Consider the following 22,560-nt stretch of genomic DNA (forward strand, 5'->3'; position numbering starts at 1 on the left):
GGTCACGATCTGTTAGGCTTCTTCAAATACTGCCAGAAAAACATGATCAACCCGAGGTAGAGGATTAGGGTAAAAAGAACTGCTAAGAAACCTTCATTTGGATCTGAAAAGTAGTGTACCGGTGCGTTAATCAGTATCAGTAGCGGAAACCCGAGAACCAGTGCCAGACCACTTCCATACACCAGATTAAAACTCACCGGAGATTTCATGGTAGGATCGAGTATTCGAAGCAGCACCAATCCAGACTGAAGAGTACCGGTCATATTGCCAAATATGGCTGCAAACCTTTCAAGCCTGAACTGCCTGAAGGCGCTTTTTGTCATCATCTTGATTAATATCCACGTTGCAATAATTGCAAAAACGGAGATACTCAAAAGTGGCACCCAGTATATGGCTACAACTGCAAAGCTTATTGCGGCAACTGAAGCAACAATCATAAAATCCATGAACAGGTTTGAGCAGCGGGTCATAGTCACATCATCCACATAGGCACTGACGCGGGTAGAATCGAACACTTTCCTCATGGCAATGGCCAGAATGGCCGCCGCAATAAAGTGAAATGACCAAAGGGTGGGAATCTCCTGTTCGGCACCGATCCAGATTAAGCCGGCCTCCATCATCTTCAAAAATCCATAGGTAACCACATATGTAAAGCCGATCAATCCGATGTGAAATGTAAACGACTCAATGGACTCTGATGAGGTGGTGATCTTCTCATCCGAATTTCCTTTCGGATTCTTCACCAAGCCCGACAAAACATCCTCCGACAACCCTTCATCCGCATCCACATATTTCGCTTCACCCCGGCGGATACCCAGCCTCACCAACCAGATACCCAATGTATAGGCTGCCAGAAATCCAAACGCGGCAAAGGTAAGCCCGACAATACCGCCATAGGGAAATCCGAACGGCTCCCAGTTCTGTCCAATGGAGTAGGCAATGCCGGGATTCATCCCAAAAGATAGAGGCGCCAGCAGACCGATACCGGCAAAGAGGTCCGGCATGATGGTATAAATCAGAACAAATGCGATCACCAGACCAATGATTGCCTGTACCAGGTAGGAGGCGATAAAAATCAGCCCAAACTTAATAGAGGAAAGCCCCAGCCGTTTTTTGGGAGCCCTCAGGCCGAGCGCAATAAACAGCAATGCCAGCAGGTGATAAACATATACGCCAAGCCGGTCAGAAGTGAGGTCGATCCAGCCGAGCCCGTTCATCCCAATCAGCAAACCTACCGTACCGGCCAGAAGGTTTGCCGGAATAAGATATTTCTGCAATATGGGGATCTTTTTTCGGAGTACGGTGCCGACAATCAACAGTGCACCCAGCCAGGCAAAATCGAGAAAAAATTCGCGCGCAGTAAATTCAAGTGCCCATGACTCCATTCTACACCTCACGAACCGGTTTCTCATCACGCTTCAGGCGCTGAATGTAGTGCTTCCACTGTAGCGCGCTATGCCCACCAAGGTTGATTTGAAGAGCCTTATCCGCGGTTGTGAGCGTTAGTTTATGATTCTGTTCGATGGATGTATAGAGAATATCTTCAACGGGGATTCTTTGATGATCCGCCCCGCAGTGAATCTCCAGATACTCGCCGTGCAGTTCTGCCACTGACCGCCCGAGTTTTACCCTCCGGTCATCCTCAACCCGGAAAAGCACCCCGCCTCTTTTGGCAAGCAACAGATCCTCGTTGATGAACTCCATCGGCATAGATCGAATCTGATCGTAAAAATCGATGATTGAATGCCGTTTACCGTGTGAATCAATAAGCCGGGACGATGCGTCCATTCTGAAATTCATGGATGAGGTTCGGCAGTATACATGTTCTCCGTCCGGAGTGAATACTGCGCCGCTTTTCCCTGTATCCGGGCATCGATAGAGTAAACGTTCAATCCCGGCTGCCGGCTTTTTTGCCTTCTTCGGATGAGCTTCCTCCGGTGGGTTGTATTCGTCAAAGCGAATTAAGTTTTTACATCTTTCCGCAAACTCTTCGTAGGAATCAAAGTCGGAGGCGTGAAGCGGCTTCATAAACCGGAGTTCCATGCTACATTTTCTGTAGTGATCGGCCCAGCGCGGCCAGCCAAGGTACGATCCATGCAGTTGTACCGGATGAACCGGAATCCGCATTTTCCAGAATAGCTTTAATGTAGTTTCAATCAGTGATTTTGGCCTGCCATCCCAGCGCCGGCCGCCCTCCGGAAAAATAACGATCATCCGGTTTTGATCAATCATCTTCATTACACTCCGGATAATACCCGGCTCCGGCACATATTTGCTTGTCGGCACAATCCCGATGCTGTCCATAAAAATTCGGGGAATCGGCTTGTGAAACTGATCACGGGTCATAACACCTGCCGTGGGCTCTTTCTCCATTCCAACGTTGATCAGAAATGGGTCGAAATAGTTTGAGTGATTGCCGTAGATAAAACATGGACCCGTTTGTGGTAAATATTCCGGGTTTACAATCCTCGGCCTGAAAAGATATCTCGTAGCCGGAATGATCGTCCGTCGCATAAAGGCGAACGATTTTTCCGAAAAACCGCGATCATTTTTCTTAAACGTAAAACCGTCTAACATATCCACACCAACCAATCTAAATCAACTCCTTTTTTAAACGAATACTTGTAAAAGCGCAACGCAAATACAGTTCCGCCCTATTGAAGGAAAAAAAGTTCACACAAAATTTCGCTGTAATCTAAAACTCACAGATCAACAAGTCTCCATTCATTACTCCACTGCCAATGGGTGATCCCGGTGGGGTGTACGGAGCAGGAGGGACAGAGAAAGACTCAGCATTTTTCTGAAAACGATCGATCATACCTGATGCTTCGCTGTAGTGAGCTTTCCAGATCATAGAATTATCCTCTTCCGCCTTTTCTGCCAGGTGGTTCTTCAGGTGGCTCAGCATGGTTCTTGTTAGCGCCTGCACATCCGGCGAGGAGTTCTCATTGCCGGCAAGCTGTATTAAATTGCGAAGCACTGCGGTATTTATAGCTCGCTGAATAGCACCGTGATATCCATCTTTGGTTTCACCCATAATGGTTGCATGAACCACCTCATGAATCACCTCATGCAAACCGGGATAGTTGCCGTTACGAGCCGACTGCAGTGATAAACGTGCTGCACGCTCCGGGTTAAAAATAAGTGATGCCACATGATCGGCAGCCACTTCAGCCATAGCAACAGGGTCGATAGCGGGATTTGTGTAACCCCTGAAGTTTTCGCGCGTTGCCGACATCCTTGCCGGTTTTGGCGGAATCAAGTCGAGCAGATATTCTGGAAGGGCTAATGTTTCACTATCCAGCGTTTTCAGTATCGCTTTTAAAGCAGCCTGCTGGGTTTCTGCACCCACCATTTCTGGACCGGATTGACCGTCACCGCGAAGCTGATATGCAAAGTCCATTCCGCCAATCAGTTTAACAGTTGCCTCGGTTTGATAGCGATGAAACAGGTAGATCGGAACGAGCACATCCTGCAGGTCCGCCATGGCACGCCCCATTCTTATGTTCTCTTCACCAAACGTTGATAATGCATTTTCGCGCACTTCCAGTATATGATCAAGCTGAGAAACCACATCGGTTCCATAATCCCAGAGGTGAGCATCGGGGTGTGAGCCGCCGGCCGGCCGGGCAACTTCATCCGACAGGAATAGGAATCCCTGATCAATCGTTTCCTGAATGATCTCATTGAGAGCCTCTTTCTCATTCGTATTCTGCGGAAAGTCCTCATACCCCCAGATCACAGCTCGTTTATCCCAATCTCCAATGCCAATATCATACGCATTTGCCAAACTCAACGATCCGTTCTCAGTAACATCCACCATCGGGTGAGGGTAGTCCATCACTGACGTCAAACCATTTACGCTTGCAGCAAAATTATGGGGAATGCCCAATGTATGACCAATTTCGTGAGCTGAAAGCTGACGAATTCGATTCAGTGCCATCTCCAGCATCTCCGGATCGGGATCCACGCCCTCTTCGTACGGTGCAAGAAGCCCTTCAGCAATCATATAATCCTGTCGAACCCGGAGTGAACCGAGCAGAACATTTCCTTTGATGATTTCTCCTGTTCGCGGATCTACCACAGATGAACCGTACGACCATCCCCGGGTAGAACGATGCACCCAGTTGATCACATTGTAGCGAACGTCCAGTGGGTGGGCATCATCGGGCAGCATTCTCACTTCAAATGCATTCCGGTATCCGGCCGCTTCAAAGGCTTCGTTCCACCAGCGCGCACCATCCAGCAGGGCTGTACGAACCGGTTCGGGAGTTCCGTTATCCAGGTAGTAAACGATTGGCTCAACCGGCTCACTCACTTCCGCATCCGGGTTCTTTTTCTCGAGTCGGTGCCGAACGGCATATCTCTTCACCATGTCCTCGCCAATCGGGGTGCTGTAATCCTGGTAGCTGATTCCAAAAAAACCGGATCTTGGGTCCAATTCTCGCTTTTTGTAGCCGTCATCAGGTAGTTCAACAAACGAATGGTGCAGCCGAACCGTCACGGCATCAGCACTGGGGGTAACGGAACGAAGATAACCTCCCGCACCCGATCCCGTAAATGTAAGTGTTGCTTCAAAATCAGAATTTTTAGGGAAGTTGAATGTACCCGGCAGATGAATAGCAGACCTGGTGTTATTAACTGAAAAGTTTCCCTGATTATTCCTGCTGAGTGTGCTGGCCACGCCGTGAGCATCCTGCATCAAAAAATCAGTAAGGTCAATCAATATACGGTCGCCCTCCTGCGCGGCAACTTCAAAACCAAAAATCACCGACTGTGCAAATGCCTCTTCAACTGATTTCTGTTCCAAGCGATTGTCTGAGGAAGCACGATAATCGTAATTGGGCTGAATCATCAACACTTTCGGGCCCACTTTTTCAAACTTTACAATTCGGGTGCTGCCCAATTGACTGCGATCCAGGCCAATATCATTCGATCCAACCCCGGCAGCCATGGAGTTGACGTAGATAAATTCCTCATCCAGATTTTCAATTTCGAGCCAGATTTTTCCGGTATCCTCATCCCACCAAAAATTAAAAAAACCCTCATACTTCTCCATTCCGGAGGTTTTTTCGGAGACAGACTCCTGGGCAATTAAGAGGGCAGGAAACAGAAAGGCAGATAGAATCAGTAGCAGTATTCGTTTCATTCAGCAACAGTTCGTTAACGGTTCCATTGAAGAAACGAAATGTTCGCTGTATTGGAAAGTCTGAATTGTCAAAGTTCGTTAGGAATCAGCCGTTGAAAAAAGGTTTTTAAAAGTATATTCGATGATTTCATCCCGAAACCGAAACATATCGTGTTTCCCGTCGGTATTGATTACAGAAATCACGGCCCTCCCTGTTTCCGGATGGATGTAAAACCACGAATAGTAAGAGAACTGGGTTCCGGTATGACCGATGACCTGCATTCCGTCAAATTCCTCAAGAAAGAAACTGAGTCCTACAGACGATCTAATCCCGTTTCTCTCCTCAATCTCAAGCTCTTCTCTCCACATCTCTTTTAATGATGAACGGCTTAATATCTGAGGTGAATCATCCTTTACGCCCAACAAAAATTGCACATACTTCACCATGTCGCTGATTGGGGCATTCAGACCACCATTTGATGTTGTAATTCCCGTGTGAAAATCAAACCCGCGTGCCACAGGCTCATCATCAACGAATTGATAGCTGTTGGAGCGCCTGGGAAGAAGATGAGGGGGAGTGTGATTAAAATAGGCGTGATGCATCTCCAGAGGTTTCAGGATCTGTTTATCCACATACGACTCCCACGAATCGCCGCTCAGTTGTTCAATGATTTTTCCCAGAAAAATGATGGCCGGATTGGAATAGCTGTGTTTTGTTCCGGGCTCAAATTCCACTTCGGTGTATGGAAACATCGCCACGAGCTGACTCCATTCCATCGGCTCAAATGGATGCCACTCTTTATCTCCTCCCCAAGGCCATGTAGAGTTCCTTAACCCCGTTGAGTGGTTCAGCGCCATGCGGATCGTAATTTCATCCATACTGCCATACGGATTGTGAATAGTCCGCAATTCCGGCAGGTAAACGGTAAGAGCATCATCAAGCGTAAGCAGCCCGCGATCTCTTAACTGCATGATGGCAACAGCCGTAAACGTTTTGGTGATGGATGCCCAGTGAAAAATCGTATGTTCATCAACCCGCCGTTCTGTCTCCATATCTGCATAGCCCTGAAATATCGACCGATTTTCTTCACCATTTTCCATGTAGAGTAATGCACCGCCCACAACATCAAAATCACGGAGCTTATCAGAAAAATGTTGTTCTAATTTATCCCATTCAGTTTGCGAAAAAGAGTCTTGAGCAGAAGCCTTCATTGTCAATGAGCCGGTTAGAATAAGCAGTAAAATAAATGTGTAATTGCGAAGTAAAGACATGGCAACAAGTAGATTAAGGTTCATATAAAATATCGAACCGAACCCACTTCAACAATCCTGATTGTAAATAAAGAAAAACCCCGAACTGCAGTGCAATCCGGGGCTTTCCATTCATCGGTCAGAATAGATGCTTATCGAGCTACATTCCCTTGTGAACTGCCTCTCAGCAGATCGGCTGTTTGAGGCTGGCCATGCCGGATCGCAAGATCGGCGGCCGTCAGTCCATCGTTGTTTGTCAGCATTCTGTCTGCTCCGTTTTCAAGAAGCTTTTCAACAATATGAACCTGCCCTTGCTCGGATGCAATCATCAGTGCTGTGTAGCCTTGACTATTTTTTTGATCAATCATCGGTTCGTGAGCCAGAATAATTTTCACCATTCTCGGATTTCCGATTTTAGATGCCAGCATCAGTGCTGTATTTCCATTTTCGTCAACCGAGTTGATATCCGCGCCTTCGGCAAGAAGTACATTCAAACTCACAATATCAATACTTTGAATTGCTTCAAAAATATTCTCTTTTACTACAACATCTGTCGTATCGGCTTGAGCGACTGTCATAAACAGAGTGGCCGTCAACACGAAACTCAAGATGAATTTACTTAAGAACTTCATTTTACGTCTTTGTTAGTTTTTAGATTTCCTGATTTATTATTCGTTATGCCGGGTTTTTCATCAGTCTGTTTTTTCTTATTTGACCGGCCTCTGATTGGGTAAATTGTAACGATTTAAAGATACGGAAGGTTTCAGATTCAGGGAGTTTTTTAGCCGATTCAGAGAAAGTAAAATGAAGTGAAATCGGGGGATAAAAAAGTAAGCCCCGGAAAACTAATAAATTAAGTGAGAATGGCAGTTAATTTGTAATGATTAAAGAATTTACCCTTCAATTCATCGACAACGACAAAATTATTTAAGAATTTGCGCGAATATCCTTGATTGTTGAGTTTAGAGTTAGCCACTTTCTGTAATGCGCAACTTTCTCCCTGTCACTTCTTCAAAAAGTGCTTTTTTCCGCATGGCTCCCCAAATTTCCAGATTTGGATCCGACTCTGTTATCAACTTCAATTCAATCGCGCCGTTTGCCCGTTCAAATTCAAAATCTCTCACGTTCTGATAGTGACTCCGGTCCAGGCCGTCGGCCACGCGCAGGATACCGCTCAGCTTCTTCACTTTCTCCCGGACAGACTTATCCAACTTTTTGAAATGTAAGTGCCTGTTCTTAGGAGTGGAACGCCTGTGATATCTCGCCACGTTGGCCATCACATCAATTTCCTCCTCTTTAAACCCCATCAAATCTGCATTATTTATGATGTAAAGCGCATGTTTGTGGTGTTTCCGGTGAGAAATATGGTACCCGATATCGTGCATCAATGCGGCATATTCGAGCAGCTCCCGGTCTGAATCGACCAGCTCAAGATCCTGCCGAAGTTCATCAAAAATCTTAAGAGCCAGTTTGGCTACATGCTGCGAGTGATCTTCATGCCAGTCACATTTATGGACCAGCTCCAGCACACTTCGCCTTCGCGGATTTTCCTCAAGATGAACCTTCACCCCCTCCGACAGCTCTTTTTTGATGTACCGGAGAACGATTCCCTCCCGAAGAGCTTGAGAAGAGATTTTAACTCGTTTGATCCCGAACTTCTTTAAAATAAAGTGTACCAAAACCAACCCGGCAGGCAGCAGGTCGACGCGCTTCTCGTCCAACCCCTTCAGTTGTGCCCGTTTTTTACGATTCAGCCCAATCACTTCGTCGTAAAACTCAAAAAATTGCTTTGCAGAAAACTCCATCTCATTGACTGTGAGGTTAGGAGTATTATTGTGACGATGAGCAATCATCATGGCGATATTTTCCATTGTACCGGATGATCCAATCAGGGTTTTCGACCGGTGGAGTGCAAATGCTTCAGCAACGTCGGTCAGAGACTTTTCAAAGTGGTTTTTTAGCTTTTCAATCTCATCCGGTTTGATTGGGTCGTGGTCAATAAATTGGGCTGTCATCCGTGCAACCCCAATCTTTTTGCTGCTTAGATGATAAAACTTCTCCTGATCGGCAACAATGAACTCAACACTTCCACCCCCGATATCCATAATCATTGATGGAGCTTCCGGCATCTGAATTCCGTGCTGAACAGCCAGCCCTATCAGCTCAGCTTCAATTCGTCCCGGTATTGCGTTTATTTTAACACCTACTTCATCAATCGCCCGTTGTATAAATTCGCCCCCATTTCCGGCTTCGCGTATCGCACTGGTTGCATACGCAAGTATAGTCTCTGCCTCGTAACTATCTGCAAGAACCTTAATTTTCTTCAAGGCACTAATACCGCGCTCCATCGCTGCATCTGAAAGGTCGTCACCCAGCCCTTTTTCTGCCAGCAATACCATCTCCTTCAGTTTATCAACGGTGTAGAAGCCGCCGTCGGGATAGATATCTACAATCAGTGCATGAAACGAGTTCGTACCCAGATCAATCGCTGCAATTCGTTTGATGGGGCGATGTGGAAATGATGGATTTATCATCAAAGATCTTTCCTTATCTTACTGAGGTTTAACAAAAATAGTGAATGAGAACCGCAAAGTCTCTTTAAAATGCAAGCAGAGCAAAAACAAAGCCTGGTCAAATCACATGTGGATGGTTTTAAATCTGCACCGTGGTGTATAAACGGGCATGTTCACACCATTCTCTGTTCTCTGTTTTTTCAGGCACCGAAAGTTCCAGCTATAAGAGTAAAAATTGAGACTCCGGATGATGATTTTCTTGAGTTGGACGTATCAACATCCGATGATAAAAACCCGGTTGCGATACTCTTTCACGGACTTGAGGGGCACTCCCGAAGGTACTACATCAAGCAGCTCTCAGAACATCTGATTAACAGAGGCTTTACCGTAATCGGTTTTAATTTCCGAAGTTGCGGGGATCAGATGAATCGAAATAAAAAGTTTTATCACTCAGGTGAGGTTGACGATTTAGAGACTGTTTTTCAGTGGGTGGAAAATAATTTCCCCAATGCCGGATATTATTGTGCTGCCGGTTTCTCACTGGGTGCAAGTGCCCTGCTAAACTATCTCTATAAACATGGAGAGCATCATCTGCTAGACCGAACCGCCGCAATATCCACTCCATTTGAACTTCGAAAAGGTTCACTCAATTTAAATCTTGGCTTTAACAAGGTATATGCAGGCAGTTTTTTAAAAACTCTGAAGAGTAAACTGCAGATCAAGAAAAAATCTTTCCCGGAGTTGCCCGATTTTAACGGCTCAACAATTTATGAGTTTGATGATCAAATTACGGCACCTATTCACGGGTTTGAGGGGGCCGACCACTACTATGCAAGCTGCTCCAGTGCTTTTTTTATGAGCCATATCCGGACAAAAACACTGGTACTTCACAGCCAGGATGATCCTCTCTGTCCGTTTCGATGGACACCAATCAACGATATTAATAAAAACAGTGTTTTTACAACCTGCTATCCGGATAAGGGCGGGCATGTAGGTTTTTGGAGTATACCTCCGGGGTGGATCAATAAAACCATTGGAGACTATTTCCTAAGAACATCAGACGAAAACTGAACAATTTTACTCAAATACATATGATTGTAATTATCGGATCGGGCCCGATTGGCCTGGCAACTGCCATTTCATTAAAAAATAGAGGAATAGAGTCGATTATCATTGAGCGTGGCTGTTTGGTCAACTCTATCTATAATTACCCAACAAACATGACGTTTTTCTCCACATCCGACAAATTGGAGATTGGAAACATTCCGTTCATTTCACACGGTTCAAAACCGACAAGAAAAGAGGCGCTGGAGTACTATCGGCGGGCAGCGGAACACTACAAGCTGAATATCAACCTCTATGAAAAGGTGACCGATGTAAAGGGTGAAGACGGACATTTTGAAGTTATTACCGACAAAGGTACCTACCGGGCTGAAAAAGTGATTGTTGCCACAGGATTTTATGGAAGGCCCAATATGATGAATGTTCCGGGCGAGAATCTTCCTAAAGTGCTCCACTACTACGATGATCCACATCGATATGCATGGCAGAATGTATTGGTTGTGGGAGGGGGTAACTCAGCGGCCGATGCTGCCCTTGAAACCTACCGGTGTAATGCAAATGTATCTATATTGGTGAAGCACGACACATTAAAGCCCTCCATCAAATATTGGGTTAAGCCCGATATCGAAAACCGAATTAAAGAGGGAGCAATTACCGGTTACTTTAACTCCGAGGTCTTGGAGATTCGCGAAAAAGAAGTTGTTATCAAGACTCCAGAAGGAGAGAAAACAATCCCCAACGATTTTGTACTTGCCATGACCGGCTACAGGCCACACTTCGATTTGATGAAAAAGTTTGGAATTGAGTTAACCGAGGATGAGAAAAAAATGCCCGTCTACGATAAAGATTCTCTCGAAACCAACCGTAAAGGTGTTTATGTTGCAGGTGTTGTGTGTGGCGGGCTGGATACCAGCAGCCTTTTTATTGAAAACAGCCGGATTCATGCAGAGCAAATTGCAAATCACATAGAGAAAAGCAGATAAAAAAAGAGGGCAAGCTACTCATATCACGCCGCTACGACCTACTACCGCTGCTGCCTTCCGACCCTGACGGAGTTCATAGGGAGCTGGCTGTATGAGACTTGCCCCGAGCAATTAAGATAAGGGGTTTTCAACTGAATATAAACACCAAATCGTCAGAAATTTACCTTTCAATTACACCGGTCCAATCACTTTCCGGCGGATGCTGAATCAGCCTTTCACAAATCTCTGCGTAAAATTGTGAGGGATTCAGATCATCATGCACATGAAAATAGTTTGGCTCCTGCTTTTTGAGTGCCTTAAAAATTCCCAGGGCTTCATCAAACCTCCTGCTAAAATAGAGATCCAGAGCCGTCTCGAACTTCGTGATAATCTCCTGTACTGAATGATCTGGGCTGTGATTAAAACCGATCAGGTGGTAGAGATTTACTGGCTGATTTCGTCCTTTCACTCGAACCTTCCCAAGCCGGCGAAACAGAAATTCACCCGCCTGTGACGCTTCATTTTTTGTATACTCTGAAACGACCGCATAGACGCCGAAAATTTTACAGGCTGTTTCGCACCTTGCAGCCAAGTTTACATGATCTCCCATCACGGTGTAGTTAAATCGGCGTTTGGAGCCCATATTGCCTACAAGCATTCTGCCAGTATTGATGCCGTACCGTGTCTTGATAATCTTTCCATCAACCTTATGGTCGCTCTTCTCCCATTTTTCCTCTGCCTTTAACACTGTTCGGCACGCGGCAGATGCCTGATTATCAATCGGAACCGGAGCACCGTAAATAGCCATAACCGCATCCCCGATGTATTTATCAAGGGTTCCTTTCTCCTCATTTATGATCTCAGTAAATGTATTCAGATAGCTGTTTATCAACAGAACTAATTTATCCGGCTGAACAGACTCTGACAGGGATGTGAAGTTTTCGATATCGGTAAACATCACCGTCAGTTCATCTTCCCGGCCACCCAGCGTGTACTCAATTTCCTGTGATATCATTTTATCCACAAGCTCCGGGGAGACATAAGAGGAAAACATAGATTTAATTTTTTTCTTCTCCTGCTCCTCATATATCACATTGTGAGTCACTGAACCGGTGTAACCGATAATAACAGCAATAACTACCGGAACAATTGGTACAAATAGGTTTCCATAGATAAATAAGAACCCGGATGCAGCGATCCACACAGTGCCGATCGCAAGTGCGGTTATCAATCCCGACCAGCCAACAAACTTGGTGGTAATTATAAAACTGAGAATCAGGATGCCAAATGTAATCAGCAGGCTATTCAGAGTGTTCACCTCCTTCAGAGAATTTTCATCCAGAATAGTCTGCAAAGCATGTGCATGAACCTCGACACCCGCCATTGAATTCTCTCCGCTTCGATCGGGAAAGGGGACCGGGTGGAAATCCTGCAGCTCCGGCATGGTAGTTCCTACCAGAACGATTTTATCAGTAAGAATATCCTGATACAACAGCCCGTAATCGGGGTCGTCAAACTCATTAATTTCAAAAGCCTCCAGTTCGGTGGTGGTTTGAAAATCGGCATCGTCAATTACCGACTCTAAACTTACATACTCAAAGGACCTGTACCCTCCGTAGTAGTTGATGAGCATGCGGTTAAATTCTGTTTTCGGAACCCGCCTGCCCGCTGCAAAGTATGCATCCTCGCGATTTTCCATAAGTTCCCCACCTCCCTCCAACGTATAGAGAAGCTGCAGGGCATACGAATAATAGACCTCATTCAGATAATTGAACTGAAAGGGATAGGTGCGAATAAAACCATCCAGGTCTGTCTGCATATCCACAAATCCTATATTCCATGGGGTTGCCTGCTGAAACATCTGACGCGGAAAGGAGGGCGTTCTCTGATCCGCAATCATTCCACCCAAAAAACGCCGTTCAGGCTCCTGCCTTACCCGGCCGGAAAAAATTACATTTCCTGCCTCTCTGACCGCATCGGCAAAAAGAGAGTCGTTTCGCAAATCGTAAAGATCCGGTTGATCAAACAGCACATCAAAAGCAATAACCTTGGCACCTGCACGATTCAGGTTTTCCACCAGTTTCGCATAAACGCTGGTAGGCCAGGGATACTTGTAGGGAATCTCATCGTCTGCCCTCGAACTGATTTCAACGATAACAATATCGCTGCTCGAAGTGTCTAAGGGCCCTCGAACCTGAAAAAGAAGATCACGAGAGTTCAAGTCTGCTATCTGAATTGGCGGCAGGTAGAAGAGAAATAGCATTATAAATGCCGCCAGCATCAAGGTAAGCAGTGATGAGACTCTTTTAGTCATATTGCAGATTAAAATCTGTGGATGTATCGAAGCTGTATGATACGATCATTTGGCAATGCTGCAAAATCAGATCCTCGTCTATGGATAGATGAGTAGTTAAACAATCCCTCCAGCGATCCATTTGTGAAGATCCGGTATTCAGCCCGCAACCGAATCAAATATGTATTAATCGTACTCGCTTCTTCCCCCGAAAAGTTCGGTTCGTAAATTGAATCTCTTCCGCTTTCCAGGTCACCTTCCATAACCGTTAACGGAATGTCCTGAAATTGTGACCGGGCAAATGACAACGTGCTATTAAGAATTAACCGGTTCTCCATCAACTGCCAGTTGACACCTGTATCAATTGATTGAATATTCGCCTCATTTAAACCGCTCAACGCAGTGCTGTTCGTTCTGTTCCACGCTAATCTGGTCTGAAACGGCCTTCCCTCAAAATTGGACTGAAGGGAAAATGAAAACGTACTGCTACTGTAATCTCCATAGCGGGTAACATCACTTTGCGAGTCGGTAATGTTCAATGAAATTCCGGCATCGTGCTCTGCCCCCATCAACGAAAAACCTTGTGAGATGGAGGTGTTGAATGCAATTAGTTTATCACTCCTGGGCAATGATGTTGAAACAGTATCGCCATCTACAACTGCAAAATTTCTGACAACTGTATTTTCAATATCCCTATCAACGTATGGGTTGAAACGATCTATGTTGTTACCCCTTGTCCTGTACCGTATTCCTGCATTCACGCGAGGCAGGTCAAATCGAAAAGGGTACCATCCGGCGGAAAATCTTAAGGTTCTTGTTCTAAGTGTAGAGTTTTTGTAGTTGTTAACATTATCGCGCAGAAGTTCAAAACCTCCGGTAACTATCAACCGGTTACTCAGCGTCCTGAACCGATCCGTAATGGTAATTCCTGAAACATCCCGGCGAATGGTACTATTTGTCAGTGATTGAAAATCGGGGCCCACCCATGTATAATTCGCTTCAATTCGATGACTGCCATAGTTCAGGTCTACACGAGTTTCGCTGGCAAATATTGATGTGGGAAGAAAAAGGTCAATTTCCGTAGTACCCGATTCTGTCTCCCGATATTTAAACGGCAGGGTACTCATTCTCTCATTGATGATAATGAGCCAGGAGAGGCTGTTAAACAGACTTTCAACATCACCATTTAGGTCAATTCCAAGTTCATCTGCCCTTTCCCGGTTTAGAACTCCGGCTGAAATATCCTCATTCATCAAACTCGCGGCAAATTCAGAATGAACCCGAACCCTTTGGTTATCAGCGGAAAACTCCACTTCAGTGCCAATTGTCAGATTATCCTTCGGCCTGGGCAGGGCGGTTGTCACCTGAAGTTCATCCGGATTATCCTCTAAAAATGATTGCTGCTGAATTGTAAGCGATGAAATCAACTCACGATTGTTGAGCAGTACATCCCGATAATCCCTGTATCGTGTCGTTGAAGTGGAATCGTCTCGTGCCCGTAGAGCGTTCAAAGAAAACCGGAATCTGTCCCGCTGGCCAATGTCCAGTCGGCCGCCTGTCAACACCCGCCGATAAGCCCCACGGCCATTCTCTTCAAGATTCAAATAGTAGAGCTCTTCCACACCCTGTTCCAACTCTCTCTCTACAACCTCGATCTGATCAAAGCGGTTTGAGATCGATCGCTGCAACGTTCCCCGAAGAGCCTCAAAACGAAATCGATCATCCCAGAACGATACTCCTCCGTAAACACCTCTCACCCTTCTTCCCCGAATTGAGTAGTTGCTAAAGTTTGGGTTTGCATCTCCGGCTTCAAGAAATAGACTTTGACCATAACGAAGGTCCAGATGAAATCTGTTTTGTGGCTGAAAGCGGCTCGATTCTCTTGTTGTGAGATAACCTCTTCCACGATACTGAAGCTTCCCTTCCCTCCCTCTGACATTCAGCCTGCCCGTCAGTTGATCTGTTGCCGAACCGGCAATGTATTGGCTGCCGGCACCCAGCTCAATATCCCCTCCAAACACTCGCGATCTCTCTGTGAAAACCGGATCACCGCCTGCCGTAGCTGATCTGAGCACATTGAACGACCAGCGTTCTGCCTGATAAAGTGTTCCACCCTCATCCAGTAGTATTTGAACCGTTTGCCGGCCGGAACTGATTTCATCCCTGCGAAATTTAATGAGATAGGGGGTAATTTCAGCCAGCTCCGTTACATCTTCTCCATTGATGTGCAACCGGATGTTATTTTCCAGGCCATCCCCATCATAAAAGAGTGCGGCTGTCAATAAATAGTCGTTGTTTGAAATCGTTTCGCCCGCAGCAGGTGTAATAATTGCGACATCCAGAAGGTCGGTCGTAGGGAATGCTTCAATTCTGGGTGATACTAACTCAACATAAACAGGCGGCTCATTGGCAATAATATCCGGATAGTGATACTGCCTTCCGGCAGCGGTTCGGAGAATAAAGTAATATTCCAGCGAGTAGGCATCAGAATCCTCAATCAAAATGGGAATTTCAGCAGCTCCCGATTCAAACCGAACTTCTCTTTGGGAGTAGCTCCCGCTCTCTTGGGTTCTATAAAAGAGAAGTGCTTCAATCACTTCCGATTCAGCTATTTCCAAAGCTTCAAACCGTAAAATCACCTCCTCATGCTTTTCTATAAATGAGGGCGGAATATGGCGGATAACCGTTTGGGCAGTAACCAAATCATAGGAGGATCCAACCAGGAGAATAAAGAAAACTCCCAAATAGAGACCCTTTGATTGTAAATTATATACCCCTGCCAATCTATTCAGCTATTGGTTTCAGTTATCGTTTTGCTCAAAAAACTCAATATCCTCTTCAATAATCTGCCCGTTTGAATCCCGAAAACGCAAAATAAGTCTGCGCTCAATAAGCTCTTCATCTAATGTTTTATACTCTGAGTTTAACCGCTCAATCTCACCATCACTTAACTGTCCGGTCGTTAAATCCGACCCGGATTCGTCTGCCTGGGCAAACATCCCCTCCGTTAGTAAAACCGATTGACCGGATCGCAAAGCCATCACCTCAACTTCACCTGTTTCAACCCAATAGTACCCTTCCGAAAGGGCGCCAAACGTCGTGCCTTTCACACTTGCAACCGTTGTAGAGGTGGTAACTTCAAACTCATTGGTTACCCTTCGGTTTACATTCAGAAATATTCCACCCCGGTTTAAATCAATCCTGGTGCTCGCATTTTGTCGGCGGTCAATTTCACCACGAATAATTAATTGTGATCTTGGCCTCACTTTAGCTACACTCTGGTCCAAGAACATCACTAAAGCATACCCATTTTCATCGGTCGTTAATGTGTCTCCGCTAAAGAGTGATGTTCCCGTTTCCACCACTGTATCTCTGACAGCACCTGTTATATCTACATTGGGTATGTATCTGCGAACAATAGCTATCTCACGATCGGGATCGATACTATTTTCAACTCCTTCAACAATCAAACCGAACAGGAAGAGTGCCAAAAACGGAACGGGGGTCAATTTTATAAACTTCTTCGTCATTGCATTACATTTTATTCAGGCAGTTTGATCTTGTTACTCCTCATTTTTTCAAGGAGTTCCATTAATTCTGCTTTAGCAGCCTCACCGGTAAGCACCCGGCCATCCAATTCAATTTCAAACAGAGTAAATCCACTTCTGATCATACTTTCGGTTTGCTCAACACCTATGAGCGGAATCAGCAGTTCCCGCATATCACTATCTATTTTAACCGTTGCTGCAGCCTGATGATCATCCCGCAGGGTAAAAGACCAAATCTCTGAAGCCCTCTCTTGCGTGCCTGATGTAGTTTGTAATTCTGAAAAGACCTGCCAATAGTATGTATTGCCTTCTCTGAGCGATTTGGCGCCAAATGAAGGATAAGTAAAACTTGTACCGTTTATATTGACATCCAGAAATTCGTGTTCAAGTAACACACCTGAGGGTTCTGTGGGCGGTGTGCTTCTGGCGCTCTCAACCATCGCCTCCGGATCTTCGTCTCTTGAGGCCTCAACCACAATCAATCTGTAGCTCTGCTGAAACAGTCCATCCCACCTGAATTCAGGATTTGGGTTTGAAATGGTCACATCAACCCCAACTGCATCCCCCGGAGTCAGAAGCGTTATCGTCAAATTTTCATCGATGATATTACTGCCAAATGTCACACTTGAAGATCCAAGAAGCAGCCCTCCATTTACGCTGTTATTCCTTTTATACAGTTTGATCTGAATTGTGTACTCATCTGCAGGTAACGTTGAAACCCCTTGCAGTTTATTGAGTAAAGCTCGCCCATTTTCAGTTAATCTGCCATTGAAACGGACAGGCACCGGTGCATTAGGCAACCGTTGACGGGAAATATCTACATTGGAAAAAACGGCCGATTCACCCGCTCGCAATCCAAACGGCAACTCGTTACGCTGATGAGAAACCATCAACAACCCTTCGCGCTCACTGATAACTTCAATATCGATATAAAGATCATCTGCCGGTTCATTGCTTTCATTGGAAACATAGACGGTAAAAAGGCGGGTAGCTAAGTTTCCTTCACCGTTTATCAGTGTTGAAAGCTCTACAATCTGTGCACTGCTCATCAACGGGTCAGCGGTAATATCTATGGAAAAACCGGTTGACTGAGAAAGGACATTTTCCAGCGGAACAAGTAACCAAAAAATTAGTAGTAAGAGTTGTTTCACAATGATCTGTTTAATTTGTTTCCATTATGAATAGATGTGGAAATATAATTTGACACATATTCAATCAAAAGAAACATCATTTATGGAGAATAGACACTATATTAAACGAATCACACAATTCGGGGCGACCTCTCTCTTAACCCCCGCCGAAACACTCTCTTTCACTTATAAAAAATGTGGAGCTACGGGGATTCGAACCCCGGACCTTCGCGCTGCCAGCGCGACGCTCTAGCCAGCTGAGCTATAGCCCCGTCGAGGCAGAATATATCACCTTTCGTAAGCATTTGTCAAAAAACATTTTTGTTTGCGATTGTTGGTTATGTATTTTTTGTTGAAGTGGAAAAATTTCTAACTTAAAACCTCACACTAACTGTACAGGAGAATAACAATGTTTAAATCACCTACTTACTTATTCATTGGTTTACTTGCCTCTCTGCTTGTTTTTCAGGCATGTGGCTCCAGTGAACCAGAAGGGGATCCGGATCCGCTAACACTCGAATATCTAATGAGCCTTTCTGATGAAGAGCTTATGGAGCGAGATAGTGATGGCGATGGACTTTCCGATTATGATGAAATTTACGTACACGGAACAAATCCGCTCGATCCTGATACGGATGGCGACGGACTAACCGATTACGAAGAAGTAAATACTTACGGAACGGATCCGCTGAATGAAGATACAGACGGTGACGGACTCTCTGATGGAGATGAAGTAAATGTTTATGACACTGACCCACTCAACCCAGACACCGATGGTGACGGGCTGACTGACGGCGAAGAAGTAAACATGTACGACACAGACCCAACCGACCCGGATACTGATGGTGACGGTCTCTCTGATGGAGATGAAGTAAATACACACGGAACCGATCCTCTCGATCCCGATTCTGACGGCGATGGATTTACCGACGGTCAAGAGATTGAAATGGGAACCGACCCACTCGATCCGAATGATCCTCCATATATCAACGAGCTGAATACAATCAACTTCAACTTTGACAGATCTGACATTCGTGACGGAGATGCTCAAAAGCTCGCTGAAAACGTAGAGCGATTAATGGAAGTTGAAGCATTCCGAGTTCGCGTAGATGCTTATACTGACCACGTAGGTGGAGACCAGTACAACCTCAGACTCAGCTTGAGAAGAGCGAATGCTGTTGTAGACTTCTACAAAAACAATGGAATTGCTGAAGATCGAATTGAATTCAGAGGTTTAGGTAAAGCTCCGGTTCGCTGCTCCGAAGCAGAAATGGACCGTAACACACCCGGTTGTGAGAAAAATCGACGTGCAGAGTCTCATCCTCTGAACCCATATCCATTTTCTCCGAGAAACTAATTCAAATTAGTTTTTAGTGTAAAGCGGGCTGAATTCTTTCAGTCCGCTTTTTTTATTTCTGAAAATTCATTCTGAGTAGGGTGCAAAACTACCTGTCAACAATCCTAAAAATGCTGATCGTGAGTTTTGAAGATTTGCTCTTACTGCAACTTGATTGAAAGCAGAACCAGTCGTAAAAGTAAGAAGACAAGAGAGGTGGGAATGTGGTCTTACCGGGAAACTAATCAATCATCAGAGAGAACCACTGCCGGCTCAAGCGGTTTAACCAAAACTTCATCGTTGGGTTCAAACAGAACCCGATTATCTGTATGGACGATATAGCGTTCGCCCTGACAATTTACGTGATAGGTAATATCGTGACCTTTGAATTCTCGCCCCACAATAATACCCCGGCTGCAGCCATTTACAACTCCATTCGGCCGCTCGATCGTCAGGTGTTCGGGACGAATTGAACATGTTACCCGGCCTTTTGCCTTGCAATTTAAACGAAGGCAGCCAAGATTCGTATCAATATATTCGGCATCGTTCACTTCACCTTCAAATAGGTTGGTACGGCCAAGAAACTGAGCTACAAATTTTGTTTTGGGTTTATAATACACCTCTTCGGGTGTTCCAATCTGCTCAATCCGGCCATTATTCATCACAGCAATCCGATCCGCAAAAGAGAGAGCTTCTTCCTGATCATGAGTTACGAGAACAGCACTCATTCCCGCTTTTTTAATAATTGAACGGACCTCTTTTCGGGTTGTATCACGCAACATTGCATCCAGATTAGAAAACGGCTCATCAAGAAGAACCAGTTTAGGCTCCGGTGCAATGGCACGCGCCAAGGCTACTCTCTGCTGTTGCCCGCCCGAGAGTTCTGCCGGACTCCGATCTTTATAATCTCCCATGCCTGTCCGGCACAAAACCTCTTCAGCAAAAACTTTGCGCTTAAACTTAGGTAAATCCGTAAGGCCAAACGCAACATTATCTAAAGCTGACATATGAGGGAAGAGTGCATAGTCCTGGAAAACGAACCCAATCCCTCTGTTTTGAGGAGAGATTTGCACTTTATTTGATGATATAATATTGCCTTCCAGTTCAATCGTACCCTTATCAGGTTTTTCAAACCCTGAAATCATTCGAAGTGTGGTAGTTTTACCGCAGCCACTTGCCCCTAAAAGAGCAAATATCTCGTTTTCACCGACAGAGAATGACACATCCTGAACTACAGGAACCCCCTTTTCGAACGATTTTTCAATATTATTGACTTGAAGCAGCATATTCACCTGAATAAAGAGACTTATTGAACCTTATTTAAATTCAGTCTATTTAAATTAAGGATTTTTTATATCCAATTAAAGAGTTTTTGTATTTAAAAAGTTCTAGCTGTTGTTAAAAAGAAAGTAATGAATTATGTTTTTTACATTCATAGTTCTACAGATAACTACAAAGGCGCTTTCAAAAAAGATCACATTATGAAAACACTACTAACATTTATGGGTACAGCCATTTTAGCTATCAGCTTATTGGTTGGCTGCGGACCCAGCGAAGAAGAGTTACGGCAACAAGAGCTCCAGCGTCAACAAGCTGAACGCGACTCCCTTGAAAGAGTCTATGAAGCTCAGATGGAGCAAATGAGACAGGATAGTATTGCCCAGGCGCGACAGGACAGTATTGCTGAAGCAGAAAGCCGAAGCCAAATAGAATTTTCAGAAACCGGAAATTATGCCGTACAGGTTCAGTCGTGGCGATCTGAAGAGAAAGCCAACAATGAACTCCACCAGTGGAAAGAACGAGGGTATGAAAATGCTTTTGTAGTTAAATTCGGCAACGAGGACACTGGAAATGTTTGGTACAGAGTACGAATTGGCCGAGTAGAAAGTGAGGAAATGGCTCAGAATCTAAAAGAAAAGCTAATGGAAGATTATGGAGCTGAATCCTGGATCTCTCAACTGAATTAAAACTCGGCAACAAAATTAAAAAAGGGTTCCTGATTTTGCTCAGGAACCCTTTTTATGTGTCTGATTCAGTTTTTTTAAAACCTCAGAGAAAGCCCAAATGCAAACCGGCTCACATTATCAAAGTCAATTTCTTCGGCGCCGGAAATGTTGCTGATTCGATACTCTATAAAAGGTCTCAGCATTGGCAGAAGCTGAAGTTCAACACCACCAAATCCGTTCCAAAACAGGTTGTTTTCATCAAACCCGCCACCTGAGTCTCCTTGAAAATCGTACGTTTCGGCTCCGATTCCCAAACCCACGTATGGTTTTACAAGTGCGATACCCACACCGGCTGTCAGTGCCAATCCATAATCATATGCCTCAACTTCGCCGCTAAACTCCTGTTCATCTCTTGTGATTAATGCATCATCATTAAAAAAGCTGAAGTGGGCTCTCATATTAAAGTCTACTACCGGAACAGCCGAGAGAATGCTTCTTTCAACCCTCAATCCAAACCCGTTGGTAGGGTCTTCATTCCTTGTTTCGTAACTCGCACCGATTGACCACTGAGCATCTGCACGGTCGGTAGCTGTAAAAAGAAATCCAAGTGTAAGTAGTACAAATAGTAGATTTTTCATAGTTCTGTCATTTTGGGGCTTTTGTTTGAAAGATATCTGTTGTATTCGTTCTCTGACTCTAATCAGATTCGGATAATAAAGTTTCAGTCTGATCTAACCGATCTAAAACGTAGGCTTTTCTTGTCTCTCTAACAAACTGTTTATACAGTAATTTTCTTGAAATTCACTCTAATTTCAAGGCTTTTTCAATAAACGTTGTGCATTTACAATCATTTTTGCTAATATTCTATTGCGCTCAAGTAGCGTCTCTCTTGATGAATAGTCAGGGCATCACACCGGATACGTGTGATGCCTTATTTTTTTGAAACCGGCTTATCTTATTTTTCGTAATCTATATTTGCACAACCTTTCCTAACTTCTATCTTTGAAGTGTCCATCAAATATGAAACCAATAATGTGATGAAGAATTTTAAAATCAACCATCGGGAATCATCCGGATTAGATGTTTTGGATCTTCATGGAGAGTTAGATGCCCATACCGCCTCGCAGCTGGAGGAGTCCTTAAAAACACTCATCAGCAGCAATAAGTCGAATATTATCGTGAATTGCAGTAAGCTGGAATATATTGCCAGCGCCGGCCTTGGAGTTTTCATGGCCTACATTGAAGATGTGCGGTCCAGCGGCGGCGATATTAAGCTTACGAACATGAACGAGCGCGTTTACAATGTTTTTGACCTCCTTGGATTCCCAACTCTCTATGACATTCTTGACGACGAAAGAGAAGCTATTGATCGATTTTCTAATGAAAATTAA

Annotated in this window: 16 protein-coding genes, 1 tRNA gene, 1 other RNA gene and 2 pseudogenes; 6 read left to right on the plus strand and 14 right to left on the minus strand. The window is 44.8% G+C overall.

From position 1 onward, the window contains the following. Positions 1 to 2 precede the first annotated feature (2 nt). From BG260_RS06065 to BG260_RS06090, 6 genes are all read right to left on the minus strand, one after another. Entirely contained in the window at positions 3 to 1,385 is a 1,383-nt protein-coding gene (locus BG260_RS06065) for a sodium/glutamate symporter family protein (RefSeq protein WP_069131073.1), read from the minus strand. A 1-nt stretch (position 1,386) separates the two neighbouring features. Beyond that, entirely contained in the window at positions 1,387 to 2,577 is a 1,191-nt protein-coding gene (locus BG260_RS06070; RefSeq protein WP_069131074.1) for a lysophospholipid acyltransferase family protein, read from the minus strand. Between the two features lie 118 nt (positions 2,578 to 2,695). Beyond that, positions 2,696 to 5,149, minus strand: coding sequence for a zinc-dependent metalloprotease (locus tag BG260_RS06075; RefSeq protein WP_069131075.1), 2,454 nt, complete (start codon positions 5,147 to 5,149; stop codon positions 2,696 to 2,698). A gap of 78 nt (positions 5,150 to 5,227) precedes the next feature. Further along, positions 5,228 to 6,400 (minus strand): serine hydrolase domain-containing protein, encoded by a 1,173-nt coding sequence (locus BG260_RS06080; RefSeq protein ID WP_176719445.1) that lies wholly within the window; start codon positions 6,398 to 6,400, stop codon positions 5,228 to 5,230. Between the two features lie 131 nt (positions 6,401 to 6,531). Then, positions 6,532 to 6,957, minus strand: a complete 426-nt coding sequence (locus BG260_RS06085; RefSeq protein ID WP_176719446.1) for an ankyrin repeat domain-containing protein — start codon at positions 6,955 to 6,957, stop codon at positions 6,532 to 6,534. 390 nt (positions 6,958 to 7,347) lie between these two features. Further along, positions 7,348 to 8,913 carry a Ppx/GppA phosphatase family protein gene (locus BG260_RS06090; protein WP_069131077.1) on the minus strand — a complete coding sequence of 522 codons (1,566 nt, stop codon included), beginning with the start codon at positions 8,911 to 8,913 and terminating at the stop codon, positions 7,348 to 7,350. Between the two features lie 69 nt (positions 8,914 to 8,982). Between BG260_RS06090 and BG260_RS06095 the strand changes: the two genes are divergently transcribed. Together BG260_RS06095 and BG260_RS06100 are read left to right on the plus strand one after the other, a co-directional pair. After that, on the plus strand, positions 8,983 to 9,963 hold the full coding sequence (locus tag BG260_RS06095) for a YheT family hydrolase (RefSeq protein WP_069131078.1): 981 nt from the start codon (positions 8,983 to 8,985) through the stop codon (positions 9,961 to 9,963). Positions 9,964 to 9,983: 20 nt separating this feature from the next. Further along, a complete protein-coding gene (locus BG260_RS06100) occupies positions 9,984 to 10,937 on the plus strand; it encodes a YpdA family putative bacillithiol disulfide reductase (RefSeq protein WP_087148687.1) in 954 nt (317 codons plus the stop codon). Between the two features lie 4 nt (positions 10,938 to 10,941). On the opposite strand, the gene ffs is transcribed toward BG260_RS06100, so the two are convergent. From ffs to BG260_RS06130, 6 genes are all read right to left on the minus strand, one after another. Beyond that, positions 10,942 to 11,041: signal recognition particle sRNA small type (gene ffs / locus BG260_RS06105), an RNA gene on the minus strand. A 56-nt stretch (positions 11,042 to 11,097) separates the two neighbouring features. After that, positions 11,098 to 13,230: a CHASE2 domain-containing protein gene (locus BG260_RS06110; RefSeq protein WP_069131080.1), complete on the minus strand. Its 2,133-nt coding sequence runs from the start codon at positions 13,228 to 13,230 to the stop codon at positions 11,098 to 11,100. An 8-nt stretch (positions 13,231 to 13,238) separates the two neighbouring features. Then, positions 13,239 to 15,953 carry a hypothetical protein gene (locus BG260_RS06115; RefSeq protein WP_141691529.1) on the minus strand — a complete coding sequence of 905 codons (2,715 nt, stop codon included), beginning with the start codon at positions 15,951 to 15,953 and terminating at the stop codon, positions 13,239 to 13,241. 57 nt (positions 15,954 to 16,010) lie between these two features. Continuing rightward, positions 16,011 to 16,739: a FecR family protein gene (locus BG260_RS06120; RefSeq protein WP_069131082.1), complete on the minus strand. Its 729-nt coding sequence runs from the start codon at positions 16,737 to 16,739 to the stop codon at positions 16,011 to 16,013. 11 nt (positions 16,740 to 16,750) lie between these two features. Next, a complete protein-coding gene (locus BG260_RS06125) occupies positions 16,751 to 17,908 on the minus strand; it encodes a hypothetical protein (RefSeq protein WP_069131083.1) in 1,158 nt (385 codons plus the stop codon). A gap of 177 nt (positions 17,909 to 18,085) precedes the next feature. After that, positions 18,086 to 18,159: transfer RNA gene (locus tag BG260_RS06130), tRNA-Ala, on the minus strand. 281 nt (positions 18,160 to 18,440) lie between these two features. On the opposite strand from BG260_RS06130, the pseudogene BG260_RS14645 reads away from it, so the two are divergent. Then, positions 18,441 to 18,848: pseudogene (locus BG260_RS14645) on the plus strand (OmpA family protein); the annotation flags it as partial. 60 nt (positions 18,849 to 18,908) lie between these two features. After that, a pseudogene (locus BG260_RS14650) lies at positions 18,909 to 19,244 on the plus strand (OmpA family protein); the annotation flags it as partial. 224 nt (positions 19,245 to 19,468) lie between these two features. Here the strand turns inward: BG260_RS14650 and BG260_RS06140 are convergent. Then, on the minus strand, positions 19,469 to 20,509 hold the full coding sequence (locus tag BG260_RS06140; protein WP_069131085.1) for an ABC transporter ATP-binding protein: 1,041 nt from the start codon (positions 20,507 to 20,509) through the stop codon (positions 19,469 to 19,471). Between the two features lie 195 nt (positions 20,510 to 20,704). Here BG260_RS06140 and BG260_RS06145 point away from each other — a divergent pair, with 195 nt between their 5' ends. Further along, positions 20,705 to 21,190 (plus strand): SPOR domain-containing protein, encoded by a 486-nt coding sequence (locus BG260_RS06145; RefSeq protein ID WP_069131116.1) that lies wholly within the window; start codon positions 20,705 to 20,707, stop codon positions 21,188 to 21,190. A 74-nt stretch (positions 21,191 to 21,264) separates the two neighbouring features. On the opposite strand, the gene BG260_RS06150 is transcribed toward BG260_RS06145, so the two are convergent. After that, positions 21,265 to 21,807, minus strand: coding sequence for an outer membrane beta-barrel protein (locus BG260_RS06150; protein ID WP_069131086.1), 543 nt, complete (start codon positions 21,805 to 21,807; stop codon positions 21,265 to 21,267). A gap of 399 nt (positions 21,808 to 22,206) precedes the next feature. Between BG260_RS06150 and BG260_RS06155 the strand changes: the two genes are divergently transcribed. After that, entirely contained in the window at positions 22,207 to 22,560 is a 354-nt protein-coding gene (locus tag BG260_RS06155; RefSeq protein WP_069131087.1) for an STAS domain-containing protein, read from the plus strand.

Origin of the sequence: Rhodohalobacter halophilus (assembly GCF_001715195.1) — a bacterium.
GTDB classification, from domain to species: domain Bacteria; phylum Bacteroidota; class Rhodothermia; order Balneolales; family Balneolaceae; genus Rhodohalobacter; species Rhodohalobacter halophilus.